Origin of the sequence: Ornithinibacillus proteolyticus, from assembly GCF_039581225.1 — a bacterium.
In the GTDB taxonomy this organism is placed as follows: Bacteria; Bacillota; Bacilli; order Bacillales; family Amphibacillaceae; genus Ornithinibacillus; species Ornithinibacillus massiliensis.
Genome location: NZ_JBCPXV010000035.1, coordinates 20,324 through 35,082 on the forward strand (window position 1 = coordinate 20,324; position 14,759 = coordinate 35,082).

At 38.1% G+C, this 14,759-nt stretch carries 14 protein-coding genes and 1 pseudogene; 8 read left to right on the plus strand and 7 right to left on the minus strand.

Features of this window, described 5'->3' with window-relative positions; all coding sequences use genetic code 11:
- Positions 1-22: 22 nt before the first annotated feature.
- On the minus strand, positions 23-1,297 hold the full coding sequence (locus AAIB49_RS14860; RefSeq protein WP_343458478.1) for a mechanosensitive ion channel family protein: 1,275 nt from the start codon (positions 1,295-1,297) through the stop codon (positions 23-25).
- Between the two features lie 270 nt (positions 1,298-1,567).
- Between AAIB49_RS14860 and AAIB49_RS14865 the strand changes: the two genes are divergently transcribed.
- From AAIB49_RS14865 to AAIB49_RS14875, 3 genes are all read left to right on the plus strand, one after another.
- Complete coding sequence (locus AAIB49_RS14865) at positions 1,568-2,770, plus strand: zinc ribbon domain-containing protein (RefSeq protein ID WP_343458479.1); 1,203 nt, start codon at positions 1,568-1,570, stop codon at positions 2,768-2,770.
- An 18-nt stretch (positions 2,771-2,788) separates the two neighbouring features.
- Positions 2,789-3,553 (plus strand): S1C family serine protease, encoded by a 765-nt coding sequence (locus AAIB49_RS14870; protein WP_343458480.1) that lies wholly within the window; start codon positions 2,789-2,791, stop codon positions 3,551-3,553.
- 183 nt (positions 3,554-3,736) lie between these two features.
- Positions 3,737-5,017 carry a S41 family peptidase gene (locus tag AAIB49_RS14875; RefSeq protein WP_343458481.1) on the plus strand — a complete coding sequence of 427 codons (1,281 nt, stop codon included), beginning with the start codon at positions 3,737-3,739 and terminating at the stop codon, positions 5,015-5,017.
- 59 nt (positions 5,018-5,076) lie between these two features.
- Here AAIB49_RS14875 and AAIB49_RS14880 read toward each other — a convergent pair whose 3' ends face one another.
- Positions 5,077-5,910 carry an SPL family radical SAM protein gene (locus AAIB49_RS14880; protein ID WP_343458482.1) on the minus strand — a complete coding sequence of 278 codons (834 nt, stop codon included), beginning with the start codon at positions 5,908-5,910 and terminating at the stop codon, positions 5,077-5,079.
- 145 nt (positions 5,911-6,055) lie between these two features.
- Here AAIB49_RS14880 and AAIB49_RS14885 point away from each other — a divergent pair, with 145 nt between their 5' ends.
- The 4 genes from AAIB49_RS14885 to AAIB49_RS14900 all read left to right on the plus strand — a co-directional run bounded on the left by AAIB49_RS14885 (position 6,056) and on the right by AAIB49_RS14900 (position 7,946).
- Positions 6,056-6,676 (plus strand): DUF3298 and DUF4163 domain-containing protein, encoded by a 621-nt coding sequence (locus AAIB49_RS14885; RefSeq protein ID WP_343458483.1) that lies wholly within the window; start codon positions 6,056-6,058, stop codon positions 6,674-6,676.
- An 82-nt stretch (positions 6,677-6,758) separates the two neighbouring features.
- Positions 6,759-6,908, plus strand: coding sequence for a hypothetical protein (locus AAIB49_RS14890; protein WP_339216414.1), 150 nt, complete (start codon positions 6,759-6,761; stop codon positions 6,906-6,908).
- 27 nt (positions 6,909-6,935) lie between these two features.
- Complete coding sequence (locus AAIB49_RS14895) at positions 6,936-7,217, plus strand: hypothetical protein (protein WP_339216416.1); 282 nt, start codon at positions 6,936-6,938, stop codon at positions 7,215-7,217.
- Positions 7,218-7,460: 243 nt separating this feature from the next.
- Positions 7,461-7,946 carry a GNAT family N-acetyltransferase gene (locus AAIB49_RS14900; protein ID WP_339216418.1) on the plus strand — a complete coding sequence of 162 codons (486 nt, stop codon included), beginning with the start codon at positions 7,461-7,463 and terminating at the stop codon, positions 7,944-7,946.
- Between the two features lie 82 nt (positions 7,947-8,028).
- On the opposite strand, the gene AAIB49_RS14905 is transcribed toward AAIB49_RS14900, so the two are convergent.
- From AAIB49_RS14905 to AAIB49_RS14915, 3 genes and pseudogenes are all read right to left on the minus strand, one after another.
- Positions 8,029-9,138: a hypothetical protein gene (locus tag AAIB49_RS14905; protein ID WP_343458484.1), complete on the minus strand. Its 1,110-nt coding sequence runs from the start codon at positions 9,136-9,138 to the stop codon at positions 8,029-8,031.
- Between the two features lie 202 nt (positions 9,139-9,340).
- Positions 9,341-9,858: pseudogene (gene paiA / locus AAIB49_RS14910) on the minus strand (spermidine/spermine N(1)-acetyltransferase).
- Between the two features lie 63 nt (positions 9,859-9,921).
- Complete coding sequence (locus tag AAIB49_RS14915; protein ID WP_343458485.1) at positions 9,922-10,749, minus strand: GNAT family N-acetyltransferase; 828 nt, start codon at positions 10,747-10,749, stop codon at positions 9,922-9,924.
- A 228-nt stretch (positions 10,750-10,977) separates the two neighbouring features.
- Between AAIB49_RS14915 and AAIB49_RS14920 the strand changes: the two genes are divergently transcribed.
- Positions 10,978-11,994, plus strand: a complete 1,017-nt coding sequence (locus tag AAIB49_RS14920; protein WP_343458486.1) for a TIGR00341 family protein — start codon at positions 10,978-10,980, stop codon at positions 11,992-11,994.
- A 54-nt stretch (positions 11,995-12,048) separates the two neighbouring features.
- Here AAIB49_RS14920 and AAIB49_RS14925 read toward each other — a convergent pair whose 3' ends face one another.
- Together AAIB49_RS14925 and AAIB49_RS14930 are read right to left on the minus strand one after the other, a co-directional pair.
- Positions 12,049-13,779 (minus strand): ABC transporter ATP-binding protein, encoded by a 1,731-nt coding sequence (locus tag AAIB49_RS14925; RefSeq protein WP_339216424.1) that lies wholly within the window; start codon positions 13,777-13,779, stop codon positions 12,049-12,051.
- Positions 13,780-13,806: 27 nt separating this feature from the next.
- Entirely contained in the window at positions 13,807-14,565 is a 759-nt protein-coding gene (locus AAIB49_RS14930) for a MerR family transcriptional regulator (RefSeq protein WP_339216425.1), read from the minus strand.
- Between the last annotated feature and the right edge of the window lie 194 nt (positions 14,566-14,759).

Consider the following 14,759-nt stretch of genomic DNA (forward strand, 5'->3'; position numbering starts at 1 on the left):
GTGTTGCTCCCACTATCCATCTCTATTCTTGTCCAGGAGCTCTAGTGTGCACTTCTTCAGTCTCCATTGCTCGGACGTATTTTATATCATTCCCTGTTGGATTCTGGAATAAGCGTAATCCGAATTCTTTCGCTATAGCGAATAGGTGGTCAAAGATATCGGATTGAATCGATTCATAAGCCGCCCATTCTGTCGTATTCGTAAACGCATAGATCTCCAGTGGTAGCCCATTTTCTGTTGGATCTAATTGCCTTACCATTAAGGTCATATCCTGACGAATTCCAGGATGGCGTTTTAAATAATTTTCAACATAAGCACGGAACACACCGATGTTTGTCATTGCTCTTCCATTCACCGGATTTTCTCGACTAACCTTATGTTTGCGATTGTATTCTTCAATTTCTGCTTCGCGCTCCGTTATATAATCAGAAACAATCTGAATCTGTTTTAATCGCTCTATCATCTCTGGAGAGCAGAACCCAATACTTGTCGTATCCAAATATAGTGAACGCTTAATCCTTCTTCCCCCTGCATCCTGCATTCCTCTCCAGTTTTTAAAGGAATTCGAAACTAACGCATAAGCAGGGATCATCGAAATCGTTTTATCCCAGTTTTGTACCTTTACCGTATTTAACGTAATATCAATTACATCACCATCTGCATCATACTTCGGCATTTCAATCCAGTCCCCAACTCGGACCATATCATTTGTAGTCAGCTGAACCCCAGCAACAAGCCCTAAAATGGAATCCTGGAATACTAACATAATAACCGCTGATAACGCACCAATACCACCTAATAAAACAAGCGGGCTTTCTCCAATTAAATTGGCAATGATTAATATAGACCCAATGATGACGAAAATAATATTGGCTACTTGAATATATCCTTTAATCGGTCGCGTTTTAGAGACTTCAAAAGTACGATATATATCATTAATTGCATGTAATGTACTATTAATTACCAATAACATAATAAGAATGATATATGTATTAGACGCCTTTTGAATCAATGTTACATAGTTTGGAAAACTCGTCGCAAATTGATAAATGATGATTGCCGGTACAATGTGTGATAGCCTGTGAAAGACTTTTCGTTCTATAAACACATTATCCCATGTATATTTATTGTTTCTAATGACCCTTGTAATGATCCTTACAACAATCTTCTTCGTAATAAAATTTGCAATGATACAGATTAAAGCGATAGCTAAAACCTTAAGACTAATAGTAAGATATTTTGTAGTCGCTGGTTCCAAGTCAAAATCTGCAACCCAATTCGTAATAAAATCCTCCATGTTTGTCCTCCATACCTAACGAATATGTATTATGATACCAAATGTATTCGTCTATGTAGAGTATTTAAGGTCTGTCTGCTAAAAAAATCTATAAAACAATTACATCTATCATAACAAACAAACGATACTTTTCCCATCAAACAAGGTACATCCCACAAGCATAATTTACGTATCATGCAAATAAAAAACCAAGCTACCCAAGCACCTTCTCCGGGAATTTCTAATAGGATAGGATAATTGCTATTACTGTTACCAGTTAGGAGGAATCACATGTTTTGTCATCAATGCGGTGATAAATTAGTGGACGAATCTACTTTTTGTATAAATTGTGGGGCAAAGGTTGACCACGATAATCACATTACAGAACAAATCCAGTCGACAGATACAATGAATACCGCGATAAACTCTCACGAAACTAGCCTACCCCAGGTTGAAACAAATGGTAAAAAAACATTAACCACTCATTCGCTATTCCCTTACGTTATCCCCCTTATAAGTCTCGTATTGGTTTCTGTTTTCCTTATCTTCACTTATTTATCAGAGCAAAGGAAAAATGATCAGGTACTAGAATTACAACAATTGGCAGAGGCAAATGCCTTAGAAGGAAATTTTACAGAAGCCACTAAACTGCTAGAAGATGCAATCGAAATCAGACCAGATTATGACGTATTACAACAAAACCTAGACGAAGTTAATCGTGCCCAAACATTTGCCGATCAGCTTGATGCTGCCTTGACACTGTCAGCGAATCAACAGTTTGATCAGGCTGAACAAGAGCTGACTACATTAACCAATCAACTTGCAGCCGAAAATAGTCCGCTTTTCACTTCCTTTGAAGTCCTTATAACGGCAGAAGAGGAAACTATCACGATTGAAAAAATAAAATTGGAGCTCCCTACCATAACGAACATCGATGAGCTAGCCAATAAACTCAATACGCTAGAGGCATTATCCAATACCGAAGCGGAAGCTGTAAAAACAGAGATTATGGATAAAATTGTTCAAATTGCTTTCGAGGAGGCAAGTACACTTTATACGGATGGATATTTTGAAGAAGCACTCGCTATGTTGAATAAAGGATTAAATTATAGCTCCAATAACGAGCAATTATTAGCCTTTAAAGATGAAATAGAACAGGCAATCACTGCCTTTGAAGAACAGGCGGTACAAGACGACCTGCATAATCGCACTGCAGCTGTAGAAGTTACCTACTTCGATGCCGTGCTTGAAGAGAATGGTGACATCACCATTTCCGGTACCCTTATTAGTACAGCCACTGTTCCAATCTATTCGTTAACCGTTTATTTAGCTATCTTTGATGAAGAAGGGAACTTTCTCTTTGAAGACGTATTATTTGTTGAGCCGTATGAATTAAACCCAGGTGATGAAGGAATATTCGAAGGTGTCCTGGAGGATGTGAACCAAGAGGCTTATATTGAAATCACTAATATTACCTGGTACTTCGATTTGTAAGGAAGGGAAGTGGAGCAAATGAATAAACAATGGATTATTAGTCTAGTCCTAACCGCTGTCGTTTTAGGAATTGGAATCACCGGGTTTTTCATGATCAAGGGCACAATACCCGGTCAGCTTGACCAACCGTCTAGCATTCTCTTAGATAATAATGCTTCAGTCGAAGAAGACACAGCAGGAGAAACCGCATTAAAGGATATTATTCAAGAAGCACAAACGAAAGTAGTAAAAATTGAACTCGCCGATGGCTCCATCGGTTCTGGGTTCTTATATAACGACATGGGCGACGTGATCACCAACGCCCATGTTGTTCATGGTGTACAGGAGGTGACGATCGTTACTTCCGATGAACAACAATTTACTGGAACTGTCATCGGCATTAGTAGTGATATCGATATCGCCCTAGTAAGAGTCGAAGGGTTACAAGGTCTTGAGCCCTTATCCATACGAATGGAAAAGGCAGAAGTCGGTGAGGATGTACTAGCACTTGGCAATCCCCTTGGCTTAGACAACACCGTAACAACCGGCATCATCAGTGGGGTTGGACGAGACTTTGAGCTCCCACCATATACGTACTCCGATGCTTACCAAATCTCCGCCCCCATTGCTCCCGGAAATAGTGGTGGCCCTCTCCTCTTAAGTGAAACCGGAGAAGTCATCGGCATTAACTCAGCTGCCTCCGAAGTTGGAACCATTGGATTCAGCATCCCAATTATTGACGTACTTTCATTGATTAAAGGATGGTCAGCATCACCAATGACTACACTACCTGGGGTTGAATAGATTAATGGTTCGTGTTGGATGGTACTTTATTATTGAATTTAAATTGATTTCTTAGGCAAGATTAGATTAACACTCCCCCTCCGCCCCAGGACTGAGGCAAAAGTCCGTCCCACGACATATTGTAATAATTTTCTAACTATATTACGATTATTGTAAACCAACACGGACAAGGGGAACAAACCATTGTATACGGAAATATTTCGTGAAGTAGTCGATATTATGCATCATGATTATGCTGGTTATATTGATAAAAAAGGCTGGGATAACCCAGAAGAATTTGAAAGTAAGATTATGGAACTAGAAAGAAATGCTAACCTAACGCCTCACTCCTTTCTAAAAATCGTGGAAGACTATTTACTAGATTTTCAGGACCCACATATCTTTTTCAACCTCATCCAATCCGAAACACAAAAGCAATTGGATAATGGATTTCGTGTTAGGCGATACCAAGATAAATTGTATGTCACTACACTATCGGGAGAGAAACGTTTAAAGCCTGGCGATGCAATCCTATCCCTTAACAACACGCCCATTCCGGAGCTAGCAAGAAAACATCAACGTGAATTAATGGAAACGAAAGCAGAGCGTGAGGATTGGCGAAAAATCATCCGAAACTATGATGTAGCCGAAATTATCCACCTAGATGGCTCTACAGAGTTCATGGAACTAAAAGCGTATGAGAAGCCTGCATATGTGCCACAACACACCATAACGAAAGTAGATGAAGATACATTATGTATGACACTAACCGATTTCAATGAACCAGATACACTGACAACACTCCTTTCCAAGCATGAGCAGGAACTGACAGCTACGAAAAATCTAATTATTGATGTTAGAATTAATTATGGCGGAAGTACACTTGCATACCAATCTCTAGAAAAATATCTTTTCCCTGACCATAACATAACGATAGATATGCAAGATTACTTCATGAAATTCAACATTACAGATAGAAATGCAGACTTGATGATTCAATCCATTAATGAGGAGCTTACGAAGATAGATAACGAGGAATATCGTACTAGTTTAACCCGCTGGAAAGAAGAAGTCTGGGTTAAACATAAGGGGAAAGGATTCGTTTCCATTGAGGACGAGGAAGTATACGAAATAACCGGAACGAAATCCCCAGAGCATATCGTTCTATTAACGGATAATTATTGTGGAAGTGCTGGGGACGTATTTGTCTGGCTGTGTAAGAAGTCACCGAAGATTACCGTACTCGGTAGACCGACGATGGGGCTCAATGATTACTCTAATTTGATTGATATAACATGGAACAACCAATTTCAATTGATGTATCCAACATCTCGATTAAATCTACTCGATAAACGGAAGCCTGGTGCAGAACCTGGAATTAAACCGGATATTTACATTCCATGGACTCCAGAGCATATACGAAAAGATATCGATATGTGTTGTGCAATGGAAATCTTAAACGAGAAAAACAAAGCCCATAGATGATTAAAAAACACTTATAATCGCGCTAACCTTAGCCATTATAAGTGTTTTTATTAGCACATTCACTTCAGAAAAGCTTCATCCTTTGAAACACGTACCCTATCATCAGGAAAATATTTCTTAAAATATTTCTCAACCGCAATATGAATATCCTGACGATACCACTCGGACAAGCCATGCTTCTCAAACAATTCCGGCATCCCTAACCTAGCTGATCGTCGCCCCATCGAACCATCCCCAATACGTAGTGTATCAATCCAAACATGATCAACCCTATCTTCCAAAACCTTTGCAAAGTTTGGAGTAAATGGTAACACTGGTGAAACAGATGCCTGGGTTGGTATCCCTGCATCATGCAATCTTTTTAATACCTTTAAGCGCAATGTTACACCAGGGGCATATGGGGCAAAAATCCGCTTCATATCCTCTCGATCTGTTTCAATCGTCATCGATACGAGGACATCACATCTTTCTTTAAGTTGTAAAAGCAAATCCATATCCCGTTCAATAAGCGGTCCTCGTGTTTGAATTTGTAGGAAGTCAGGTGGATGTTCTATCATCTCTGCCAATATTCCTCGTGTAATTTGGGCATCCCGTTCTATAGGCTGATATGGGTCTGTAGCAGATGACATAAATATATTGACAGCTGTATCCTTTTTACGCAATTTTTGCATCTCTTTCCGGTAATTCTCCGCCGCATTCTTTTTTATATGGACCCATTCTCCCCATGGAATGTCTTTAAATCGTTGGATGGGCATTTCTCTAACATAACAATATAAACACGCAAAACCACAGCCACTATAAGGATTTAATGAATGGGTAAATCCAACATCTAAATAGCCCTTTGCTTCGGTCAATATCGTCTTGGAAACAACTTCCTGCAACTGAATATTCACTTAATCCACCTCCCAAAATCCACTGTTTATTCTATTTTACTCCGCTCATCCACTCCGATAAAGGATTTATCCTTACTTCTCTCCATGTCTTTATTATCACATCGCCCCCACCTATGAATACACTAATCAAAAAGGTGTGAGATATATGCCTAATTCCTTCCCCGTTCAAATAAGAACGCGACAAATAAGTGCAGGTCCGAAAAAAATAGTCTATTATCCTCAAGTAGTACAAATGAACAATCTACATCTACAACACTTTATCAATCAATCCATTATTCAAGAAACGCAATCCTTAATCAATCTACAAACCGGCGATACCCCACAAACGGTGGTAGAAATGCTTGGGACTTATGAAATCAAAAACAACCAACGCGATATTCTCAGTATCCTGTTAACCAATTATACCTACCATGATCGAGCGGCACATGGGATGACATTTAAACGATCCCTATCCTTTGATTTAAAAACTGGGAAAAAGCTTGAACTAAAAGACCTCTTTAAACCAGGTAGTGATTATATCACAAGGCTCTCCGAAATCATCCATGCACAAATTAAGCAACGCGATATCCAATTAATCGATGATTTTACCGTAATAAGCCCCAACCAGGATTTCTATTTAGCAGATAAAACTCTGGTCATTTATTTCCAGCTATACGACATTACGCCATATGTGTTTGGTTTCCCAATATTTCCTATTTCTATTTACGAAATTCAAGATATTATCAGGGAAGATGGTCCATTAGGAAGATTGGCAGAGAATAATTAACCCCCACCTACTTGAACAATATGGTATAATGAAATAGAAATTTCCAATAAAAACCAATGATCGCAGAAGTGAGGACAATAGGATGAAGCAAGTATTCGGGATTATGTTATTGGTCATAACATTAGTCGGTTGTAGTAATGAACCGGTCGTAACTAATCATTATTACTATTCCTTAACAGGTGAAGGAGAATGGATTGTAAATCCTTATCAACTAGAAATCTCACCTAACTAGATAAAAGCAGGAAATGGCATCTTAACCATGAAGAATACTTCAGAATTCCTAACTAATTCTTACCAGATACAGTTATTTGCTGAAATAGATGGTGAAGAAGTATTGCTTCAAAGTAATACATTTAAATATAATTTTGATAATAATATAGCAAAAATATCGACTGGAATTACCGAAAGCTCTGGAGAAACAACCATCTCACCAAATAAACTGAACACTATTTATTTGATGATAAACTGGTACGACATGAATGATGAAACACTATTAGAAGAAAAGATAGATCTATATGATAAGCATGCGTTTCTTAACTAAAGGAAAACCAACCTCACCTCGAGTACGGGTTCGGATTGCAAGTACAAAAATAAAATAGCATTACAATTAGCAATTAAATTAGAGAGGGTCCATAACATACTATTTAGTAGATGAAAAAGAGCACCATCATGCTCTTTTTCATCTTTTTCACATACATTAACAGAAAATGTCCATTTTTACCAAAACGAATGTTATACTATTTAAAATTATTGGAATCAAGCACAAGCGGAAAGGCTGATAAGAATGGCATATGTAATTCGTAAAATGCAACCAGAAGATATAAAACAAGTTCAAGATGTGGCAAAAACAACTTGGAACACTACTTACGAAGGAATAATTCCTTCAGAGGTACAAGAAAATTTCTTGAAATCGGCTTACAATGATGAAAGGATGAAGCAGCGGTTAGAACATTCTACTCTTTTTGTAGCTGAAGTAGAAGGCAGAGTTGTTGGTTTTGCTAACTTTTCTCCAGTAAGAGAAGATGGAAAAGTGGAGTTAGGGGCTATTTATCTTTATCCAGAACAACAAGGTAAGGGGTTAGGTTCAGCATTATTACAAAAGGGGATGAAAGAGTTAGACGGTGTAAATGAGATTTATATTAATGTCGAAAAGGATAATAAAATCGGAAAGACCTTTTATGAAGCCAAAGGTTTTAAGATTGTCAAAGAGTTTGATGATGATTTTGATGGTCACATCCTAAAGACAGTAAGAATGGTGTTAAAAGTATAAAGTGCGCATATGCAAGCTCATGCTGTCCTCACATGCTCAGGGAATCCCCTGAGCATGTCCAAAGACGAATAGGAAGCACGTTCTATTCTAAAACGATATAATACATATGATCTTTCTCCACCAGGTTCCCTTTCACTTCCCCAACACCTTCCATAAAGATAACCCCATCACGAATAATCGGTTTTTCATCTAGCACTAGGTGTAGCTGTTTTATCGCACTAAACGTATCACCACTATCAACCATAACAGGCTGACTAATTTGAAAAACCTTGTCATTAATCGCAACCGAAATAAAACGCTTATGCAAACGTTTATTGTCCTTAACTATCACATTCATCGGGTCGAACCCTTTGGAAACCATGTCACCTTTTATATAAACATGGTACCCCTTTGTTTGCTCAAATTGAAGAAAGATTTCTTCTTTTTCTTTTGTAATACTTTCTATAATTGAAATGGTCTCGTCACTAATTTCTAAGTCATGGATACGATAAGGTTGCCATTCCACCAGTTCCTTTAACATGTCATATAACAAGTTATCTGATGCAAAAAACGTCTCTTTCCAGGCAGGAGCAAGCTCATCAAGCAATGAGCAAAGGAATAATCCAGAGCTATAACAACTCTTGCGCAGCATCCTCGACGACTCGCTATTATTTAGTAAACTACTACGATATGTCGTTAAACTATCCGCATATGCCTTATGGCTCTTATGACGATAAGCCTGTGATTCTACATAAAAAGCAGGACCCTCTACTGTTTCAATAGAAAGCTCATAATCTAAATACTGCCCCATCACCGTTCTTCTACTTTCCCTAGCAGCAATAAATTGTGTTAATGAACGATATTGTTCTTCCTTCGTAGTAGCCATCACCGCATGATAAAGATACTGCCTTTCTCTATTACGTAATTCTATATTTTCTTTTAGTAATGGATAGTTCATTCCTAGTAACTCATTAGGGAATCGTTTTTCTCCTTGAAGGTGTTGGAATCCATGCAATAACTCATGCACGACAATCGAATAAATACGCTCCATATCGCTGTAATGTTCTACATTCACGATCGCTGTCGGATAATCTTCATACAAAATAAGTGTATCTGCACCGCCTGAATTGTTCATCCCATTCGACATAACAATACGGCTCATTATCGCAATCAAACTTGGGATGATTATAGAGGTAAACATCGTCTTTATCATATAGCGCAAAAGCTACTATTTCAAATCTTGGCCAATAAGAAATAGCATGTTGTTTTATAATATTGTACAGATTTTCAGCATTCACCGTTCTATCTTTTCCCTTTTTTAGCAAGTCCTGTTTCATTTCGAATCAATCCCTTACGTCGAGTCCTTGTAGTATAATTTTCTAAGTTAGTCCATCATAAACTTTTTTTATAAATCATCATATAAGCGTTTTGGTCATAATGAAGTCTATTTGTTCTTCATCTCCCATATAAAAGGAGTGGGATCCCGTTTGAACAAACCCCATCTTTTTATAAAATGCAATTGCATTTTCATTTTTCTCCCAAACACCTAGCCAAATTTTCTTTTTGTTCTGTTCCATTGCAATTTCAATTGCTTTGTTTACTAAATATTTACCAAGACCATGTTTTTGATAATCCTGCTTAATATAAATTCTCTCAATTTCTAGTGACTCAGCACCCATACCTTCTGATTAGCATTCTCTGTATTAACCTTTAAATATCCAGCTAATTTTCCATCTACATAGACAAAATAGAATCGAGAGGAAATCGTAGATAATTCTTTTTTTAATTGCTTTAAATTAAATGCCTTTTCCAAATAGGCTTTCATATTTTCTGCTGTGTTTTGATGTTTAAATGTTTCATTAAACGTTTCATAACTAATTTCTTGAAGCATGTGTAAATCTTCCATGGTGCATTTAATTATCGTTATCGTCATATCATTACGCCGCTCCTTCATAGAACACTTAAATACTTTGTCTTCTCCGTTAGATAAGGTCAATTAAAAGTAAAAATCATACCCTAGATAAGTGAATGCCTTTTTAAATCCTACATTTTCAGCAATGGCAATAGAAGGCTTATTTGATTCCATACAATCCCAATAAGGTGTATACTCCCTCTTAAAACACGCTTGAACAAAGGCATGAGCTAATTTTTGCGCTAACTTTTTTCCTCGATGCTTTTCTAGTGTTTCAATATTGATACTATGTGTTTTTTCTACAACAAAACCAGAAAGACATGTACTAACTATGTTATTTTCATGGACAATGCCATAACCAATTCCCTCTTGAAAAAACATCTCTATTGATGCCCAATTTTCACTCACTTTATCTTGTATTTCCGTTATATTTTGAATCGAACCATCTTTGTTTTCAAAGAGAGATTCATCTATTTTCACCATATCATACCCTGGTTCCTTATCAGGCTCATAGATTTTTCTGTAGTCCTTTGATTCCAAAATATAAACCCTTTGCTTCCAGCTACCTACTTGCCGATGTTCAAACAGCTTTAGAATTGTCTCATTCCACTTCGGATGATTACCAATTCCTTCAAAAAAGCCCAAGCCAACCTTCTTTGTCTCTACTCGAATCACCGAATCAATAAATTGGTTTAATTCGGAATTAAAGCTATCATTTTTCTCATTACCAATAAAAATAAATCCATCATTATTACCTAACCAAATAATGCCAGTAGTAGGAGAATCACGATCATCCACAAATACACGACCAGGATTGATCCCTTCTATTACCGCTTTCGCTTCTATTTGCCCGTCTTCATTTAAAAGATCCCTACACATATAAAACGCATCTCTAGTTAACTCTGAAATCATATTTTTTCCTCTTCTCTACCATCTATTTTCTAGTTTACTAACTTTATTCCGATGACCACACAATAGCCAATTCGTGTCGCTCTTTCCATTAGAACCCCACGTTAGCTCACACCATCATAACATAATATTTAGAATTTTTTACCACAAACCTAAAACCCCCCAATCGATTCTAATACAAGCTATTTATGGAAAGGATACTACTAAACATTACGCATAGGAGAACTAACGATGGAATTACAGTTAATTGAGGCATATGTCCCAGAACAAATTTTTGACCGGACAGATGAAGCTTTGAAAAACTATCCCCATGTTTCTTATTGGATATCAAAGGAAACAGCGGAACGTACATTAATCCGTGTGCTAGTACGAACAAAGGATACCGAAGAAATATTAAATTACCTGGAAAAACAAGCACAGCTTACGGAAGGATTTGAAGTGCTGCTTTTTCCTGTTCATACATATATGAAGCAATTATCAAAGGAGGAAAAAGAACAGAGACAGCAGGAAACCGAGGAAAACACGAGAAAATTACAGCGTGTCAGCAGACAGGAATTACTAGGCACCATTACTAAATCAAGCCATATTACACTAAATTATACGTTAATGATTATGATTGCAGCCGTTGTCGTCACGATTGGGTTTATCCAAAATAGCCCTGCCGTGATTATTGGGGCGATGGTGATTGCTCCCATGCTTGGGCCAGTAATTTCCATTGCCTTTTCATCTATACTGGGGGATTTCTCCTTATTGCGGAGTGCCTCCTTTACCTTGTTATATGCAGTTGCAATTGTTATAGCAATATCGATAGGGTTTACCTTCTTTTTCCCAGTACCATTAGAAAGCAATGAATTTGCAACGAGAACACATGTGAACATTGCCGACATGGTATTAGCCTTTGTCACCGGAATTGCTGGTGCATTATCCATTTTGAATCGACTTCCAGGATCATTAGTAGGGGTCATGGTCGCTGTAGCTCTTATACCACCTAATGTTGTCTTGGGGATGTCCATAGGATCTGGATTGTGGAAGGAAGCCTATGGATCACTTCTATTACTAGTAGGGAATATTACCTCCGTTATTTTGGCAGGTATCATTGTATTTTCTTTGAGTGGAATTCGTCCGGTTAGGTGGAGTGAAGTAGAGAAAGCGAGAACGTCACGAAAACGATCAATCCTGTTTGTTAGCTTAGTCATTCTGCTATTAGTAATTGTCATTCTTTTTAGTAATAATCTTGATTTAATATAACTAAAGGAGAGCTCCAATACGCTTGGGTAGCGCTAGAAGAGCTCTCCTTTTCTTTTACGTTAGCTGCTGTTCGGCAAACTCTCGATACAGTTCATGGTTTTCCACTAACTCCTGATGGGTACCAACTCCAGTGACAGTCCCTTTTTCAATAAAAATAATCTTATCTGCATCAACAATCGTGGATAATCGATGGGCAATGACAAAGGTCGTTCTCCCTTCCATTAGCCTTGTTAATGCCGCTTGAACAATGCCCTCTGATTGACTATCCAAGCTTGCAGTGGCTTCATCCATCATTAAAATTTTAGGATTTCGTAAAAATGCACGTGCTATATTAATCCGCTGCCGTTGTCCACCGGAAAGCTTTACTCCCCGCTCGCCGACTTCTGTGTCCATTCCATTACTGAATTCTTGGATAAATCCGTCAGCATAAGCCATTTTCGCCACTTCCCATAAGCGCTCATCCGGAATGCTGTCGGCATCAGGTAACCCATAGGTTAAATTTTCTCGAATCGTTCCAGCCATCATCGCATTTTCTTGGGACACATATCCAATCTGACTGCGCCATGACGCTAATGATAATTGGTGAATGGATGTATTTCCAACTCTGATTTCACCTGAAGTAGGCTCATAATAACGCTCTAACAAAGCAAACATGGTAGACTTCCCACCACCACTTGGACCCGCAAAAGCAATCATCTCACCAGGGTTAGCTTGAAATGATACATGATGAAGAACGGGTTCTCCATCTTCATAGGCAAAGGAAACATCCGATACTTCAATTGATTTATTCGTTATATCCATTTCAATTCCTTTTTGCCCGGCTTCATCATCCGAATCCAGAATCGTAATAATTCTCTCTGTCGCCCCTTTTGCCTTTTGTAACTGTGTGAAAAACATCGCGAACGACGTAATCGGAAAAATAATCTGAAATAAATACAGTAAAAATGCTACTAATGATCCTGTTGTCATCGATCCCTCTGCTACGCGAATACCACCGTACCCAATAATCACCACAATAACAAGCATCATTACCGTGTACATCAGAGGACCAATCAAAGCAAAAATGCGTGCCTCTCTTAATCCAAATTGTAGGAGCTTACCAATTCCTGTTACGCCTTTTTGTTTCTCAACAGATTCTGCTGTCGATGCTTTCATTAAGCGAATTTCACTAATTGTATGTTGTATCATCCCAGAAAATGTAGCCGTTTCATCCTGTAATCCTTTAGATACCTTAGCCATTTTAGTCCCTAACGGAATCATGATTGCAGCTGTAATTGGCACGGCCAGTAGCATCATTAATGTCATTTTCCAATCCAAGATAAGTAAAATCGTAACGGCTCCAATAATGGAAATAATGCCCCCAATAAATTGAGGGAAATGCTGGGAAATTAAATCTTTTACAATACCAGTATCATTCACTACCCGACTCACCGATTCCCCACTTGCCTGCTTATCAAAGTAGCGAACCGGGAGACGAATCATTTTATTCCACATCATCTCACGCATCCGAGCAACAATCCTCTGCCCAACTGCTGCAAGTAAATAGGTAGACACCCCGTCCACGACAGCCTGCAAAATAAACACCACAACAATCGCGATAATAATCCATATGCTCAAGGATTCTAACGAAAAGCCGTCGACTAATTCACCCGTTAACATCGGGATTGTCAATCCGATTAGCGTCGTAATGACGCTCCCAATTAACCCTATCGTGAGAGCTAATTTCGGGACATTAGTCGATTTTATGAGTGTAAGAAAAGGTTTCAAACCATTATTTTTTTCCATCGTTTTTATCTCCTATATTCTACGTTTTTACGTTGATCTTTCCATATAATATTCCATCGCTTTGGCAAGCCATTCCTCTTCTTCTTTTGAAAAAGGAGATGGAACCATTGTCTCTAATTCCATTATCTTTTCTTCCTCTAAATCTATTTCCCCTAATTCTGTCACAACATCTTCTCCTAAAAATTTGAAAACTGCTTCCATATACGATTCAACAAGCTCTTTTACTTCCTCATCCTCAAACGGTCTCCCATATAAGCGTTTGAGACCTTTTGACACTTTGATATACTCTTTATCGATCGCTAATTTTTCATCCTCTGTCTTACTTTCTATAAGCTCTGCCACGGATTCCAACTGATATTTTTCCAACCATTCCTTCTGGTGTGGTTCTGTTTGTATACTACTAATTAATGATAGTAATACAGAACTTTCTACTTCTCCCTCCTCCTCCAAAATCATAATCGTTCTCTTTATCGCGGCTAGTGATCTTTCTATATTTTCTTTTTCTTCTTCTAACTTTTTCACGTGGAGGTTTAGGGTGCTATTAAGGCTAACTGTAAAACTCTTCTGATTTAACATCTCACCTATTGTATCCAAACTATACCCTAGGAACTTTAGACTTACAATTTTTTGTAAGGTAACCACATCTTCATCCTTATATAGGCGATGTCCAGAAGTCGGATGTTTCTCTGGTCGAAGCAGTCCAAGCTCATCATAATAATGTAGTGTTCTAATCGAAATTCCAGTACGCTTTGAGAATTCCCCTATTAGGTATGATTGTTTTCCCATTATAATCCCCCTCTAAAGTTCGTACATTCATTATAAAACCTCACGTAACTGTAGGTGCAATACAAAATTGAACTACCCCCACTTAACCTCCTTGCAGGATGTTTGAAGTGGGGGATTCTTGGGAACAGAGCGTACTTGTTCGTGGTATTTCTTAACTAACAGCGGTTTCTCTTCTTTACCAAGCTATCCCCGTA